Consider the following 14,661-nt stretch of genomic DNA (forward strand, 5'->3'; position numbering starts at 1 on the left):
TGGGACAGAGAGCGACGGTGCGTCGCAAACCGGCATGCGGGGCCCTTTACCGTTCGCCGAAACGTCGCTTGTTCCCGGCCAGGGATGCAGGAGCGGGGCGGGGTGCCGCAGCGCCGGGCGGGAGTTCTCAGGCTTCCAGGCCGACCTCACAGGGGAACAGGACAGACACGCCCAGGGGTTCCTCCGTGAAGATGACCCTCTTGGAAAGCGCGGACATGAAGCCGAGCTCGAAGATGGTGCCCTTTCCGACGAGACCGCCGGGGTTGCACACGACAACGGCGTCGGCTTTCCTGAACGCGTCCATGTGCACGTACTTGTGCCGCCACGTGTCGCGTTCGTTCTTCAGGAGATCCTGGTAGTCGAAGAGGATGAAGTCGGTGCCCGCGGTCTCCGGCTTGATCCTTGTGGACTGAGGGCTCAGCACTACGGTGCCGCTCGCGCGCAGACGGGCGATGGTGTCCTCGATATACCCCAGAGACTGCTGGAAGCTGCCGCAGACAACAGCACTCCGGAACTCCCGCCGGATCAAGCCTTCCATCATGCCGTTCGATCCGCACGCGGACATGCCCGTTTCCCGGTAGAACTGCTTCAGTTCAGGCCCGACTATGTTGAAATAGAGGCCGGTGTCGACATAGACACTGTTGACTAGTGCGGCCGCATCCGGCTGCGAGAGCTGCTGAAAGACCCCGGTGGCGTACAAACGCGTTGTCCTGTTGTCGACGACCTCGTTGAACTCCGTGAGCCCTGTGCAGAACTCGCCGACTCTCTCTGCCAGCACCTCACGGGAGCGGCTGTCTTCAAACGCGAGCCGCTCCCTTTTGAGCAGTTTCAACTCGCCGCTCTGGGAGCGGTAAACGTTCGCGCGTTCCGAGTCGAAGTGGACCAGGACCCTGCCTTCTGCCGTCAATGTACTCTTCTCCATCTCTTCCTGCGCACTGGAAGCCTGCGGCCAACATCGAATTGGCCTGAGAGGTTGGCAAGCGTCAGGGAGGATGCCACAACTAACCGTGTCATTCACGGAAGGCGCTGAGGTACTTCTCGGCGAATTCTTCCTCCCTGTCCCGGTTGTATTGAGTGATGAAGCGCGGGTGTTCCAAGGGCACGATCCTCTGGAAGAAGCGCTGGCCCTCGTTTGCCTTAGAGAGGAAAGCGTAGTTCTCGCCGCTGCCAATGCAGTAGCAAACCGAGGTGTCAGTTCCGAATGCCAGTTGACGTTCCAGGGTGTCCACGAGGAAAGAGTGCAGGAGCTCCAGCAGTTTCTTGCTCTCGTAGTAGTTGCAGTTGACCTCTTTCCCCTTGGGGCTCATTCTCACCAGGCCGAGAGGGCACACAAAACTCATGACGAAGTCGGCATAGAACTTGCCGCGGCCCCCGTAGCGGCTGATGACGTCGTGCAGAAACCCGGCGGAAGGCCGGCTCACCGCATAGCCGTCGACATCGACTCCCGTTTCGCTTTCGAGGAGCTTGGCATCTTCGAACGGGACCCCGGTCACGGCCGTGCCGCGGCGGGCGGGCGAGCTCCCCAGTACCAGACGGCGCGGCCTGTCGTCGTCGTAGAACTTGCGGTAGAACGCCGTCGTGACCTCGCGGACACGATCCTTCTGAGGGCCGCTGAACGGATTGATGGCCGTGAATCCTGGAGGCAGTTCAAGCGTCGTTCCCGCAAGTTCCTCGTTGAACTGCAGAATCCGATGGGCCACAGACGTTCGCCCGGTCATTGCACAAGTCCTTCCTTCATGCTGGTCACACTGAACAGTCCGGTCGCACCCGGCCGTCTGCGATCCAGTCGCCCCGCAGAACTAATGAGAGGTCGCGGACGTGGCCGGCTGGAGGGCCGGGAAGCGCTAAGCGGCGACGGCCGACAGGTAAATCTCGCCATTTGTCGGGAACGTTCGAATGTCTTTGAATCCGGCACGATCGAGCTCCGCGCCAATCAGATTGGCTGTGTCCATTCCGCGATAGATGTCGACGAAGTCTGTACCGGGGATGATCAGTCCCGGGACAACGCAGCCTCGCTCAGGATGCAGAAATCCGTTGGCCACGGAGACGATAATCACCGCGCCGGGCTTCAGGACTCTGTGCGCCTCCCGGACCGCTGCGGTCGTGTCGAAGAACGACGAGTTGTACGTTCTCAAGGAGACATACAGATCGTAACTGTTCTCCGGTAGCGCGGACAGGTCTTCGGCGCTGGAAACGACCGTTCTCGACGAGGGAATGCGTTCACGTATCTTCGCAAGGCCGCGTTCCGCGATGTCGACAAAGGTGATCTGTGGGCAATTTGAAAACAAAGCCACTGCTTCGTAGCCGGCCCCGACGCCGACGTTGAGGATGCTGACGGCAGACAGAGGAGGTGTGGACGACCTCCTATGTACCGACTTGAAGTCGTCGGTCCACCTTGAGTTGGCGGCACGAGCGTCGTACGCGTAGTCGTAGCTGCCGTACTTCGCGTCAAAGGATCCGGACAGCGCGTCGCTTACGGCCCGATCAGCCTCCTTGTCCTCGACCCCATACCTCTGGCAGATCAGGGAAGCAAGCGCGATCCTCCCCCTGTTCGCATTGACATCACTCCTGGAAAGCGCGAACCCGCTCGACTTCAGCCGGGCGGCGACGGCTTCACTGATGCGATGTGTGGAGTAGTGAAGGTTGCACTCGATATTCTGCTCGCTCGCCGCGTAGAAGTCTCGGTTCTGCTCGAGGATCTCGCGCTGCAAATCATCGGGGAAGCGGTGTACGAGACCTCGTGCAGTGACGGGATCGTCGTCGAGGTAACGCGTCAGAGCGGGGTCTGGCAGACCGACACAGACCCTGTCCACGCGTACTTCCTTCAAAAGCTCGCCGAGCTCGAACGAGCAGTCCGCTGACAGGGTGTTAATCGTCAGATATGCGCTGTGTGCGCTGGGTAATCCGAGTTCTTGCATCTTGCTCCGCAGAGTGCGATACCAGGATGCGCCGCGTACTTCTCCCTCGAAGGCGGAGCAAATCAACTCGTCGTGTTCAGAAACGAGCGCAACACCGACCCGCCGACCTGAATGCGACGCCCTCTGTCCGATGCTAATGGCGTAGTTCATCCAGTAGATACCGTTCGGGCTCATGTGGGCCTCTGTCCCTCGGCGGCACTGCGCCCCCTGTTGGTTGGCAGAACCAAGCGGGTGATCACCTTCACGGGCATCCTTCGTGGTGACACAGAACGTGAACTTCGGGTCGCAGTGGCAACGGACAGCAGGCGTCACCCCGATTACGCGGGAGGTGAGGTCATAGGCGGTCACCGTGCTGTCCATGCCGTCGCAGGCGATGAGCACGACCTGCGGGCCGGTTGTCTCGGTCATCCAGGTCTCCTTCGCTGTGCGTTGGACAGTCCTGCTAGCCGTCTGCATCGGGGCGCTGTGCGCGGGAAGGGGCCGCCCGCCGACGCAACCGGCTGTTGCACCGGGCTCGGAGATGTGCGGGCAGGCTGGAAGCAGGCGATCGGCCGGAGCCGTGTTCGAGCCCGCTCGGGCAAGTCGAGTGTGCGTTCAACTCAGCCGCCGAGTCCATGAGTTGACGGGGGTCCCGTCGGGGGTCCCCTTAGGTCGGAACCGTTCCCGGCCGCGCCCGGCGGTGGGACGATGCGAGCGTGGACACCAACAGTCACCCGCTCGCGCTGGCCCGCCTCGCCGCCGGCATGACCCGGGTCGAACTCGCGGCCCGCCTCCGGGCGTCCGCCGCCCGGCGGGGCCTGCGCTCGGGCACGGACAAGCACCGAGTCCGCAAGTGGGAAGTCGCGGGTGTCACTCCCGACGCGGAGACCCAGCAGTACATCGCCGAAGTCCTCGGCATCCCGCCTCGCGCGGTCGTTCCGAAGGAGTGGCCGGCCTGGCTCCCGGCGGCCGTGGTCCCCCTCGGCCCCAGCATCGTTCCCGCTCTGCGAGAGGCTCTGAGAACTGTGGACCGCCGCTCCTTCATCACCGCCGTCCCGGCCGCCGCTACCGTCGCACTCGCCGCCGACTGGGCCCACGCCACCCCCGCAGCCCTGAACGCCGCAGTCCGGGACGGTAAACCCGTCGGGGACGACGCCGTCGAACTCCTCGAAGACGGCGGACGCCGCCTCACCACTCTCGTCACCGAGCAACGCCAGCACATGGCCGCCCTGCTCGACGCCCACCTGGCCACGGTGACCGACCTGATCGCCCACGGCCGCTACCCCCACCACCTCGGGCTCCGCCTCCACCGGCTCGCCGCCTCCCTCGCCCAGACCGCGGGCTGGTGGCGCTTCGACCATGGCCGCCACCACGACGCCACCGTCTACTGGACCGCCGCCCTCCACAGCGCCCACGCCCTCAACGACCCCGACCTCGGCGCGAACACCCTGGGCGACCTCGCCTACCAGGCAGCCTGGCGCCGAGACCACACCACCGCCGCCACCCTCCTGCGCCACGCCCTCACCCGCGCCGAACACCCCGCCGCTAGGGCGCTGCTCCAGCTGCGATATGCCCGCGCGCTGGCCGCCCAAGGTGACAAACGAGCCACCCTCCGCGCCCTGGACGCGTCCGAGCACCTGCTTGGCGCGGCGGCCTCCCGGCCGATGCCCGACTTCTGCGCATGGCTCAGCCACGCGGACCTGGCCGTGGACACGGGCCAGGCACTCCTCGACCTCGGCGACACCGCCCGCGCCCACCGGCTCATCGCCGAAGGACAGGAACTCCTCCCCGCCAGCCGCACGAAGACGATGGCCGTCTTCCGCACCTACCAGGCCGCATCCGACCTGGAACGCGGCGAACCGGAACGGGCCGCGGCCGCCGCGCGGGAATCCCTCCTCGCGGCCCGCCGCATCGGCGCGCCGCGCTGCGAGCAACTCGTGAAGGACCTCGTCCCCCGCTTCCAGTGCTACCGGAGCGCCGAAGGCGTCTCCGAACTCCTGCACCTCGCAGGCGCCACCTGACCCCCCGGCGCCCTCACGTGCCGAGCCCGGGCGGCCCCGCGGAGTGAGGCCGGGGAGACGGAGACGTTCGGTGATTACGGTCGGCATTTCCCCCGAGGACTCGCGAGCGAGTGGTGCGGAGGTCACAGCAGCGGGCCGAGCGCATCGGCCACACCGGCGGGTGCGGGTGCGGGTGCGGGTGGGAGTGCGCGGGCGGCCAGGGCGTAGAACTCGGCCCGCGCCGGGTCCCCGGCGGCCATGAGCGCCTCGGCGAGCCAGGTGAGCGTGGCCACGTGTGCGCGCTCCCCGTTGTCATGGGGGTGGGCGGGCAGCGCGGTGAGCAGGTCCTCGACGGCCGTGTCCACGTCTGAGAGGCGGTGGCGGGCGCGTCCGCGCAGGGCGAGCGCCCACGCCGCGTCATGGTCGCGCCGCAGTACGGTGGCCGCCGCATAGGCCCGGCCCGCCGCCCCGGCAGCCCCGGCCGGGTCCCCGGCGCACAGGGCGGCTTCGGCGGCGGCGGTCAGCGCCGGGACGGTTCCGCGCGCCGCAGGGCCCCACAGGTCGGCCGCCTTCAGGAGACGGTCCCGGGCCGCCGTGTGATGCCCGCGCCGGGACAGGATCAGACCCAGCCCATAGGTGGCGCGCGCCTCATCGGCCCGGTCCCCGTCCACACGGGCCAGCCGCGCCAACTCGGTGAGCTGCCCGTTCGCGCCGATATCGCTGTCGTCGCCGTCGGCCGCGAGCGCCACGGCCAGGGACCAGATCATCCGCCGCTCCGCCGCCGCGTGACCGGCACGGCAGGCGGCGATCCGCCCCCGCACGGCGATGTTCCGCCACCACGGCGGGCGTTCGGCCTCCGCGTACACGTACAGTGCGTCCGCGAGCTGCCAGACGATGCCGTGCCAGTCGGCCTTCTCCGCCAGATCGAGGACCGTCTCCACGAGGTCGTGCCGCTCCTCGAACCACGGCTGTCCCTCCCCGGCGGGAAATGGCAGCCGCCACTCGGCCGGTGCTGCGGCCGGGACCAGGAGACCTCGCTCGCAACGGGTCCGGTCCCAGGCGCCGGCGGCGAGTACAAGCAGCCATTCGCACAACCGCAGCCCCGCGCCGGTCCGGTGCTTGTCGGCGCCTTGCGGCTGAGCGTCGCGGGCCCGGGCGTGAGCGGCGTCGGTGAGCCGGTGCCGGGCCAGGCCGCCATGGCCGCGCACCGGCTCGGTGATCCCGGCGTCGGCGAGCTCGTCGAGGATGGTGTGCGCCCGCTCCGCGGACAGGGCGCACACCGCGGCGGCGACGTCCGCGTCGACACCCAATTGGGCGGGCAGCGCGCCGAGGGCGAGGTACAGGTCCTGTGCGTCCGAACTCAAGGGCATGACAGTGTCTTCCGAATGGTTGCTGGGTGGGCCCGCGTGCTGCTGGACGCTCACGCCGCGAGGTTCTCGTCGCCGGGGGCGGCCGGTCACGCGACCACCGCCGGGACTGCGGGCTGGGACGCCGGGCGGTGGGCTATCCGAGGGCCGGGAACGACCGGGCCGATGTGACCGGCGCTGGCCGCTGTGCGGGAGACGGCGTCCGCGAGAGCCCAGTGGCTGAAGCCTTGTGGCGCGTTGCCAACCTGTCGCTGGAGCCGCGGATCCCATTCTTCGGCGAGGAGGCCGAGATCGTTGCGCAAGGCGAGCAGCCGGTCGAGTAGCGTGCGGGCCTCTTTGTGGCGGCCGGTGAGGGTGAGGGCTTCGACGAGCCAGAACGAGCAGGCAAGGAAGGCGCCTTCGTCACCCTTGAGGCCGTCCACCCCTGTGTGGGCGCCGTGGGTCGGGTAGCGCAGGAGGAACCCGTCCGGGGTGGACAGCTCCCGTACGACCGCGTCCACCGTGCCGATGACGCGCGGGTCGTCCGGCGGGAGGAAGCCCATGAGCGGGATAAGCAGCAGCGACGCGTCCAACTCATCAGAGCCGTAGGACTGGGTGAACGTGCCGCGTTCAGGGTCGTAGCCCTGTTCGCACACCTGGTCGTGGATCTCGTCCCGCACATCCCGCCACCGATCCAACGGGCCGGTCGCCGCGCCGGACTCGATCAGCCGAATCGTGCGGTCCAATGCCACCCAGGCCATGACCTTGGAGTGGACGAAGTGCCGGCGCGGCCCGCGGACCTCCCAGATCCCCTCGTCCGGCTCCCGCCAGCGCTTCTCCAGCGTTTCGACGAGACGCACCTGGAGAGCGGAGGCCTGCGGGCACGGTTCCAGGCCGTATCGCCGTGCGGTGTCGAGGGCGTCCGCGATCTCACCGAACACATCCAGCTGGAGCTGCTCAGCGGCTGCGTTCCCGATCCGTACGGGACCGGAGTTCTCGTAGCCGGGCAGCCAGCCGAGTTCCCGTTCCGGCAGCAGCCGTTCGCCGCCGAGCCCGTACATGATCTGCACGCCGTCCGCGTTACGGCCGAGGGTGTCCACCAACCAGGCGCGCCAGGCCCGTGCCTCGTCCAAGTGCCCGGCTCTCACGAGGCTAGTGACGGTGAGGGCGGAGTCGCGCAGCCAGCAGTAGCGGTAGTCCCAATTTCTGGAGCCGCCGATCTCCTCGGGCAGTGAGGTCGTCGGCGCGGCGACGATGCCGCCAGTGGTGTGGGTCAGTGCTTTCAGGGTGATCAGTGACCGGACGACCGTCTCGCGGTCGGGGCCGGTACAGGTGCTGCGGGACGTCCAGTCGTTCCAGTACGTCTCGGTGGAGGCCAGAGAGTTCCTCGGTTCGGGCAGCGGGGGGATCACATCGGCCGGCTGCCAGGTGAGGGTGAAGGCGACGCGCTGTCCGGGGCCGACGGTGAACTGGGAGCGGAGCGTGCCGTCCTCGGCGGTCACGGGCGGTTCGGCGTCGAACCAGAGGGTGTCGGGGCCGTGCGCGGCGCGGGTGCGGTCACCGACCGCGCGGATCCTGGGCGCGTCCTTGCCGTAGCCGAAGCGCACGTTCGCGACGGACTGCATGGTCACCTGCCCCGAGACGCCGTCGACGATCCGCGTCAGCTGAGGGGCGCTGCTGTGCGGGGGCATGAAGTCGGTGACACGCACGGTCCCGTGGGGGGTGTCCCACTCGGATTCCAAGATCAGGGTGTCGCCGCGGTACCGGCGCCGGGCCGCGGTGGCACCCGTGTCCGGGCCGGCGGCGGGGCTGAGGGTCCACCTCCCGTGCTCGGGTCCGCCGAGCAGGCTGGTGAAGACAGCCGGGGAGTCGAACCGGGGCATACAGAGCCAGTCGACAGACCCTTCGCGAGATATCAGGGCGGCGGTGGTCATCCCGCCGACGAGCGCGTAGTCCTCGATCAGTGCCATGGTGCGGTGCTCATTTCTGAAAGAAAGGGGAAAGCAGGGCGGGCCCCGGCGCGGTGACGCGGGTGGCCCCGCGAGGCGAGTACCGCCGTGAGCGGCATCAGCCGGTACCCGCCGCGGGTACCGGTTTGGGGTACCGCCGGTGAACGCGTGAAGCGGGCAGGCAGGACGGGAGCGGTGAACGCGGCCCGGTGAGGCTCCGGCATCTCCTGCCACACCAGATCGGTGAGCCGCGTCATGGCCTCGACGGAACCCGGGATGATCTTCAGCTGTGAGAGGTACGAGGCGGTGGCGCTGACCTGGATGTCCACGCCCCGGGCCCGCAGGGCCTGTTGGAGGGCCTCGGCCCGGACGGCGGTGGCGCCCCCATTGATGCAGACCCCCGCGAGGGTGCCGTCCACCCGGCAGAGGTCCACCCACGAGTTCCTCGTGCTGGGTCTGGCGGTTGTCGTGGCGTGCCGGATTCCACTGCCGGGCCTCCAGGGCGGCCATGAGGGCGTGCGTGGCGTTGTGGTGGCGGATCAGGTCCGGCCCGTTCTTGGCGGCGGTCATCGTCGCCACCGCTTCCCCTGGGCAGCGGCCAGGGCCTGGGCCAGATCGTCGTGCAGGGGCACGGTGGTAAATCCTGTGATCCGCAGGAGTTGGTGCACCGGCTCCCCGCCCAGCAGATGGAGCGTGCGTCCGGCCTCTTTCAGCCGGACACGCAGCCCCAACACCACGCCCAACCCGGCTGGGACCAGAAACTCCACACCACGCAGGTCGAGGACCACATTCCCGGACGACGCGCCAGTCAGTGCGTTGAGGCGGTCCCGCAGCGGTGCATGCTCCCGTTCCTCGACCATGCCGCTGACCTTGACGATCAGGACACCCTGCTCCGGACTGGCGGACAGCTGACCGGCGGACCCGAGTCGCTCGGTTGTCGCCCCCACGGCAGTTGGTTGGATGCCGACAGCGTCGACCCTGAGGTCTCGGGTGATGCCGCAGCCGTGGGCTAGGTGGTTGACCGCGCGGAGGAGGAAGGTCGCGTGTCGGGTCGCGATGAGCTGGGTGGTGTGGCCGAGGCTGCGAAGGCGTCGGGCGATGTCCCGCCCAGTCGTGTGGGCGGCCGTACCGTTCTGCTCGGTGCCAGGTCGGCTTGTGCTGATGGTGCTCGCGCTCGGAGGCGGTTCGGCACGGTCGGGGGGTGGTGGCATGGAGACTCCAGGGCGGGGAGCAATAGGGCCTTGTGCGAGGCGCGGGTTGGGTCGGGTCGCGGATGGGTCCCGGCGGCGGGCGCTGGCGGTTCGCCACACCCGGGTGTCAGGAAGGGGTGAGGACACCGTGGGCGTGGCCGAGGGCGACGAAGTGAGCGCGGTTGACGGCCCCGACCCGACGCATCAGGGTCTTCAGCTGTCCGACGGCCTCCTGCTGCGACAGGCCCGCCGCGCGCGCGAGCGCTCCGTACGTGGACTCGGTGGCGGCGTGCCATATGCGGCGCTCCGCAGCGCTGAACTCGGTCGTCTCGATGCTCTGGGGTTCGGCGGGCTTCAGGATGTTGCGGGTGTAGGCGGCGTGGAGGATCGCGGGGAGACCGGAGACGACCAGCTTGTTTGCGATGTGTCCGAGGTGACTTGAGACGGTGCCTTCGGCGATCTCCAACGCTTGGGCGACTTCTCTTTTCATGCCGCCTTTGGCGAAGTGTGTGAGTACGGCGAGTTCCTTGCGGGTCAGTTGGGTGGTGTGCAGTCCGTCCTCGTGACGGATACGAGCGGGCATGAACGGGGGAATCCACTTCTTCGTTGGCTGCGTGCGGATGGGGCGAGAGCGAGCGACGCCGGAGGCATGCCTGCGGGTCAGGCGGTCTCCGGTGCCGCGTGTGCCTGCGCCGGGTGGGTGGTGATGCGGGTTGTCAGGGATTGGATGTGCTCCACCGGGGCGGGGCCGACAGCGATGATGTGTTCTGACGAGTCGCTGGTGCATGACGGTTGGGCCGTGACCGTGATGCGGGGAGTGGTGGTGCGGAGCCGGCCGCGCAGCGCGTCGGCGATGGCCTGCAGGTAGCGGCAATCGCAGCGCCCGCGGGTGGGGCGTGGTGGTGTGCCGTCGAGGAGCTCCAGAAGCAGGAGTGCCTGGGGGACGTCGATCTCCCCGATCGTGATGGCTCCGTCGGCTACGTGCGGGTGGATGCCGTCGGGTGAAGTGCGCAGGGCACGCCCGGCGGCATGGAAGGCTGTGCGGAGTTGGTGGGCTGCCCGACAGTCGTCGGGGAGGTCCTTCCACACCAGGTCGGCCAACCCAGCCACATCGCGGACGGTGCGCAGCGCGAGGCGCGCGCCGCGTTCCGCGGTGACTTCCGCAGCGACAGCGTGGCCGGCGAGGGCGTGTTCGAGTGCCCGCGCGTGGGTGTCGGTGAAGCGGCCGGTGATGCGGGTGCCGGCGACGGTGTAGGTGACGAAGTCCGAGAGCTGCACGGTGTAGATGTCGCCCGGGTGGCGGCGTGACAGGAGGACGGGCCGCAGTTGGAAGGCGGTGAGGCCGTCGGTCAGGCGCCGGGCGGCGACAGTGAGGGGGGTGTCCTGTGCCGAGGCGAGAAAGCCGGTCCCTGTCACAGGTCCGCCTCCTTTGTTGTGATGCCGATGCCGCCATAGTTGTGCACTGCTGCGGGGTCGATGCCCGCCCGCTCATGGCCCGGTTCGGGATGCCACTGGTTGACGGGAACAAGGCCGGGGTCCACCATCGTCAGCCCGGTGAAGAAGCGCGCGATCTGCGCGTCGTTGCGGGTACGGGCGGGCACCCGCGCGGAGGCCAGCAGCGCCTCGGCCTTCCGCATCACGGCGGGGTCGAAGTCGCTGGTGACGTGGGAGATGACGAGGGCGCTGCCGGACGGAAGGGCATCCACGAGACGCGTGACGATGGCGTGCGGCTCTTCCACGTCGGTGAGGAAGTGCAGGACTGCGGTGAGGACCACGGCGATCGGCTCGTGGAAGTCCAGATGCTGCCGCGCCGCGTCGATGACGCGATCGGGGCGGCGCAGGTCCTCTTCCACCACCGTGGTCAGCCCAAGGTTCGTGCTGCGTAGAAGGGCTTGGGCGTGGGCGCGGACGATGGGGTCGTGGTCGACATACACCGTCCGTGCGGCCCGGTGGTGGGCCTCGACGATGTCGTGGGTGTTGGGGCCGGATTCGGCGGGCATGCCGCAGCCGACGTCCAGCACCTGCCGAATGCCGAGCTTCCTGGTCGCGTGGTCGACGGCCCGGGTGTGGAAGGCGCGGTTCTCACCGGCGATCACCCTCGGCTTAAGACCAAGGCTCTCCATTTTGGCCGCCATCTCCAGATCCTGCGCGTAGGCGGCCCGTTCCTCCCTTCCACCCTGGTAGGCGGCGTAGAGCCGGGCCGTGCTCGCGGCGGAGAGACCGCCTGGAGGCGATGGGACAGGGATACGTGTCATAGCCATTTCCGGAGTGAGGGAGAGGTGCGGGCTTCTGCTACTGGTGGTGGGGGGAGGAGCGGGGCGAGGGCAGCTCCCAGGCAGGCGGTGTGCCACAACCGCGTGACGGGGTCGGTCGGCAGCGGGGCGTCCGCCATGAGCGCGGCCCACCTGCGGGCGGCCTCGTCACACGCGGTCGGCGCGGTCAGGAGGTGTCGGGCCATGGCACGCAGGTCCGTCCACTGCGCTTCCACCAGCTCGGGGAAGACGTGGCGGCGGTAGCGCCACTGCCCCTTCGCCTCACCGATCGCGACACGGATAGCAGCGGAATCGAAAGTCATCTGGCGTTCTGCCCGAACAGGCTGGGGGAGGGCAGAGGACGACACCAGGACGACGTCGCGGTGCACGCGGGCACGCTCACCGGCGGGCAGCACCACCAGCCCATCGGCAACCAGGAGACGTAGGCCCGCGGTGACGCGATGCTGGTCGGTGACGAACACGGCCGACAGCCCGGCGAGCGACGGCAAGGATGCACCAGGCGGGTAGAGCCCAGTGATGATCGCCTCACGAAGCCGATCCGCGATGTACTCATCCACCCACCGCCGGGAACCACCACCCTCAACGGGCGCTACGCCGCAGCCGTGGCGTTCCACCACACCGGCCGCGGTGAGGTCGGCGAGGGCCAGCTTGACGTCGTCGGGGCGGGCGTTGAGGTCGGAGACGATCCGATTCCTCGGCAGGGAGGCACCAACCGGGTAGTGACGTTGGTCGATCCTGCGCTGGATCTCCGTCACGATCTGATCGACGCTCAAACCGGGTCGGGTTCTGGTCTGGATGGCCGTGAGGAGGTCGCGTACGGCGCCGGTCCGCGCGAAGAGTGCCTCGTAGGGGGTGAGGGAGGCTCCCCGATCGCGGCAGGTGCTGTCGACGAGGTCGGTCCAGCGCTTGCGGTCCGCGGGTGACGCGGAGGCATCGCGGTACTGGCAGGCCACGGACGCCCACCTGGTGACGATCCGGTCGAGGGAGTCTTGGTCGCGGTCGACCGCTGGACGGGCCGGACTCCGGCTGATCCGCGTCCGCACCTGCCGCAGGTCGTCACGGAGTTGGTCCAAGTCGAGTGCTGGCCGCATACCGGCCCGACGGGGGGTGGTCGTGTTCGCCATATGGGATTCCTCAACGTGACGCAGGCCCTCAGAGGGCGGTTTCGTGTCGAAACAGGTACAGGGCCGTGTGGTGGTCGCCGAGCCGCTGCAACTGCTGCTGGTAGAGGGTGTTGTGACTGCTGACCGCGGTGCGGCTCACACAGACGACCGCCTGCGCCTCGCGGTGCGCGAGGGTGCGCAGCACATCGGCCCATCCGGGGCGCAGGGCCGGGTCCAAGTCCCCGGAGGTGTCGCTGAAGACGGCGTGGACCTGGGCGTGTTTGCGGTCCGCGACCTGCCGTGTGAGGTCCAGGTGTTCGGTGGGGTCGCCGTGCGGGCCGGTCAGCGCGTAGAGGACCACGGCTAGCGGACCGCTGCGGCGCTCTTCGGCGCGGGCGTTGATCTGTTCGCGCAGGGCCCACAGAGAGGCGGGGGAGTGTGATGGGCGTATCGCCTGGTGGTGGAGAGGGAGGGCGATGGGCGACGCCCCTGCGGGTGGGGTGAGGACGGCGGTGGGTGGTGTCATGACTGTCCTCGGGAGGCGTGTTGCGGCTGGGTGGGTGTGGCGCGCCGGGCGGGGTTCGGGATGAGGTGCATGCCGAGCCTGTTCTCCAGGGCGCCCAAGGGCGGCAGGTATTGCTCGTCCAGGCGATTAGTGAGGTCGGTGGGGATGGGAGCGGTTTTGTAGGCCAGGAACTTCACCGCTGTTGCAAGAGCGTCGCGCTGGTCTTCGGCGCGGGCAGTGGTCAGTCGCGCGCGACTGAGGAGTCGGTCAAGCCAGATTGCCGTGGGAGTCACGAAGGCGATCACGATGAGTGCACTGAGCACACTGGGCCCATCGAGGGCGATCTTGAACGACATGAGGTTGGTGGCCTTGGGTTCTCTGCGCTGTCGGATAGGTGGGTGAGACATCGGCATGGAGGTGGCGACGATGTGGTCGGGCACTGCGAGGGCCGGAGGCTCTGCGATGTCCCCTCAAGCGGCCCACGCGGTGCGGTGTGTGGGCGTGCGGGCTACTGGTGGGGGCTGATGCCCAGGGCTTGGAGGACGGTGAAGAGGGCGAAGGCCGCGATCCACAGCAGGAGGCAGGCGGGGGGAGGAGAGGACATGAGGGGGTCCCGGTTCGGGGCGTGGGTGGGTTAGGTGGGCGAGAGTGCGGGAGGCGTCAGGGGGTGGGTGAAGCGCTGGGACCACTGGGCGTGCCGGTGGGGTGTGAGGGCGTCTTCGGCGAGTCGGTGCAGTTGGATGTCGCTGGTGCCTGCGGGGGGTTCGACGCATTGGGCGTCGCGGAAGTAGCGCTCCATGGGCAGGTGGGTGTTCAGGCCGGCTGCGCCGTGGGTTTGCATGCCGAGGGCGGTGGCGTGTTGGGCGGCGGTGACGCTCGCGTATTTGGCGCTGACCAGGTCCATGTCGCACGGTGTGCCGTGGTCGAGGCGGGAGGCGGCGTCGTAGACGGCGAGGCGGGAGGTGCGCAGGGAGGACGCGATCGTGCCGATCCGGGCGCGGACGACTCCTTCGCGGGCTATTCGGGGGCGGTTGTTGACGTAGGTGGTGGTTTGGTCGAGGGCTGCTTGGTGGAGTCCGAGGGCGACGGCGGCGAGGTTGAGGCGCCCGTAGAGGACGGAGCTGGAGTAGGCGACGTCGAGGCCGTCTCCGACCTCGCCGATGATGTGGCTGTCGGGGACGGTGACCTTGTCGAGGATCAACTCGCCGAAGGAGAAGCCGCGCAGGCCGAGCATGGGCGGGTGGGGGGCGAGGGTGACGCCGGGCCGGTCGTGCTCGATCAGGAACGCGGTCAGACCGCGGCTGGTGTCGCTCTTCTTCCCGGTGCGGACGATGTGTTGAGCGTCATTGAAAATGCCTATGAGTGCGGCAGTTTGGGCAGCTTGGTGCCGACAAGATC

Annotated in this window: 15 protein-coding genes; 1 reads left to right on the forward strand and 14 read right to left on the reverse strand. The window is 68.4% G+C overall.

Going from position 1 to position 14,661, the window contains the following annotated elements; translation table 11 throughout:
- Positions 1-127 precede the first annotated feature (127 nt).
- The 3 genes from NBG84_RS31265 to NBG84_RS31275 form a co-directional block, all read right to left on the reverse strand.
- On the reverse strand, positions 128-922 hold the full coding sequence (locus tag NBG84_RS31265; protein WP_250923043.1) for a nucleoside 2-deoxyribosyltransferase: 795 nt from the start codon (positions 920-922) through the stop codon (positions 128-130).
- Positions 923-1,010: 88 nt separating this feature from the next.
- Complete coding sequence (locus NBG84_RS31270) at positions 1,011-1,718, reverse strand: uracil-DNA glycosylase family protein (protein ID WP_250923044.1); 708 nt, start codon at positions 1,716-1,718, stop codon at positions 1,011-1,013.
- 126 nt (positions 1,719-1,844) lie between these two features.
- Entirely contained in the window at positions 1,845-3,326 is a 1,482-nt protein-coding gene (locus NBG84_RS31275) for a class I SAM-dependent methyltransferase (protein WP_250923045.1), read from the reverse strand.
- Between the two features lie 287 nt (positions 3,327-3,613).
- Between NBG84_RS31275 and NBG84_RS31280 the strand changes: the two genes are divergently transcribed.
- Positions 3,614-4,918 (forward strand): NsdA family TPR-like regulatory protein, encoded by a 1,305-nt coding sequence (locus NBG84_RS31280; protein ID WP_250923046.1) that lies wholly within the window; start codon positions 3,614-3,616, stop codon positions 4,916-4,918.
- A gap of 122 nt (positions 4,919-5,040) precedes the next feature.
- Here NBG84_RS31280 and NBG84_RS31285 read toward each other — a convergent pair whose 3' ends face one another.
- The 11 genes from NBG84_RS31285 to NBG84_RS31335 form a co-directional block, all read right to left on the reverse strand.
- Positions 5,041-6,261: a hypothetical protein gene (locus tag NBG84_RS31285; protein WP_250923047.1), complete on the reverse strand. Its 1,221-nt coding sequence runs from the start codon at positions 6,259-6,261 to the stop codon at positions 5,041-5,043.
- Positions 6,262-6,353: 92 nt separating this feature from the next.
- Positions 6,354-8,213 (reverse strand): glycoside hydrolase family 15 protein, encoded by a 1,860-nt coding sequence (locus NBG84_RS31290; RefSeq protein WP_425608734.1) that lies wholly within the window; start codon positions 8,211-8,213, stop codon positions 6,354-6,356.
- Complete coding sequence (locus NBG84_RS31295) at positions 8,204-8,626, reverse strand: hypothetical protein (RefSeq protein ID WP_250923048.1); 423 nt, start codon at positions 8,624-8,626, stop codon at positions 8,204-8,206. The genes NBG84_RS31290 and NBG84_RS31295 overlap by 10 nt, the downstream gene beginning before the upstream one ends.
- Before the next feature lie 132 nt (positions 8,627-8,758).
- Positions 8,759-9,403 carry an STAS domain-containing protein gene (locus NBG84_RS31300; RefSeq protein ID WP_250923049.1) on the reverse strand — a complete coding sequence of 215 codons (645 nt, stop codon included), beginning with the start codon at positions 9,401-9,403 and terminating at the stop codon, positions 8,759-8,761.
- Positions 9,404-9,509: 106 nt separating this feature from the next.
- Positions 9,510-9,965 (reverse strand): LuxR C-terminal-related transcriptional regulator, encoded by a 456-nt coding sequence (locus NBG84_RS31305; protein WP_250923050.1) that lies wholly within the window; start codon positions 9,963-9,965, stop codon positions 9,510-9,512.
- 77 nt (positions 9,966-10,042) lie between these two features.
- Positions 10,043-10,798, reverse strand: a complete 756-nt coding sequence (locus NBG84_RS31310) for a hypothetical protein (protein WP_250923051.1) — start codon at positions 10,796-10,798, stop codon at positions 10,043-10,045.
- A complete protein-coding gene (locus tag NBG84_RS31315) occupies positions 10,795-11,637 on the reverse strand; it encodes an SAM-dependent methyltransferase (RefSeq protein ID WP_250923052.1) in 843 nt (280 codons plus the stop codon). Before NBG84_RS31315 ends, NBG84_RS31310 begins: the two co-directional genes overlap by 4 nt.
- Complete coding sequence (locus NBG84_RS31320; RefSeq protein ID WP_250923053.1) at positions 11,634-12,779, reverse strand: GntR family transcriptional regulator; 1,146 nt, start codon at positions 12,777-12,779, stop codon at positions 11,634-11,636. The genes NBG84_RS31315 and NBG84_RS31320 overlap by 4 nt, the downstream gene beginning before the upstream one ends.
- A 28-nt stretch (positions 12,780-12,807) precedes the next feature.
- Positions 12,808-13,284, reverse strand: coding sequence for a hypothetical protein (locus tag NBG84_RS31325; protein WP_250923054.1), 477 nt, complete (start codon positions 13,282-13,284; stop codon positions 12,808-12,810).
- Positions 13,281-13,670, reverse strand: coding sequence for a hypothetical protein (locus tag NBG84_RS31330; RefSeq protein WP_250923055.1), 390 nt, complete (start codon positions 13,668-13,670; stop codon positions 13,281-13,283). The genes NBG84_RS31325 and NBG84_RS31330 overlap by 4 nt, the downstream gene beginning before the upstream one ends.
- 227 nt (positions 13,671-13,897) lie before the next feature.
- Positions 13,898-14,661 (reverse strand): acyl-CoA dehydrogenase family protein (locus NBG84_RS31335; protein ID WP_250923056.1); only part of this gene is annotated, 764 nt, incomplete at its 5' end.

Source organism: Streptomyces albipurpureus (assembly GCF_023701525.1).
GTDB classification, from domain to species: Bacteria; Actinomycetota; Actinomycetes; order Streptomycetales; family Streptomycetaceae; genus Streptomyces; species Streptomyces albipurpureus.

Excerpts from the sequence above, each read along its gene's own strand:
- NBG84_RS31315 (WP_250923052.1), bottom strand. The coding sequence starts at position 11,637 with ATGACACGTATCCCTGTCCCATCGCCTCCAGGCGGTCTCTCCGCCGCG.
- NBG84_RS31330 (WP_250923055.1), bottom strand. The coding sequence starts at position 13,670 with ATGTCTCACCCACCTATCCGACAGCGCAGAGAACCCAAGGCCACCAAC.
- NBG84_RS31270 (WP_250923044.1), bottom strand. The coding sequence starts at position 1,718 with ATGACCGGGCGAACGTCTGTGGCCCATCGGATTCTGCAGTTCAACGAG.
- NBG84_RS31325 (WP_250923054.1), bottom strand. The coding sequence starts at position 13,284 with ATGACACCACCCACCGCCGTCCTCACCCCACCCGCAGGGGCGTCGCCC.
- NBG84_RS31265 (WP_250923043.1), bottom strand. The coding sequence starts at position 922 with ATGGAGAAGAGTACATTGACGGCAGAAGGCAGGGTCCTGGTCCACTTC.
- NBG84_RS31275 (WP_250923045.1), bottom strand. The coding sequence starts at position 3,326 with ATGACCGAGACAACCGGCCCGCAGGTCGTGCTCATCGCCTGCGACGGC.
- NBG84_RS31300 (WP_250923049.1), bottom strand. The coding sequence starts at position 9,403 with ATGCCACCACCCCCCGACCGTGCCGAACCGCCTCCGAGCGCGAGCACC.
- NBG84_RS31320 (WP_250923053.1), bottom strand. The coding sequence starts at position 12,779 with ATGGCGAACACGACCACCCCCCGTCGGGCCGGTATGCGGCCAGCACTC.
- NBG84_RS31290 (WP_425608734.1), bottom strand. The coding sequence starts at position 8,213 with ATGGCACTGATCGAGGACTACGCGCTCGTCGGCGGGATGACCACCGCC.
- NBG84_RS31305 (WP_250923050.1), bottom strand. The coding sequence starts at position 9,965 with ATGCCCGCTCGTATCCGTCACGAGGACGGACTGCACACCACCCAACTG.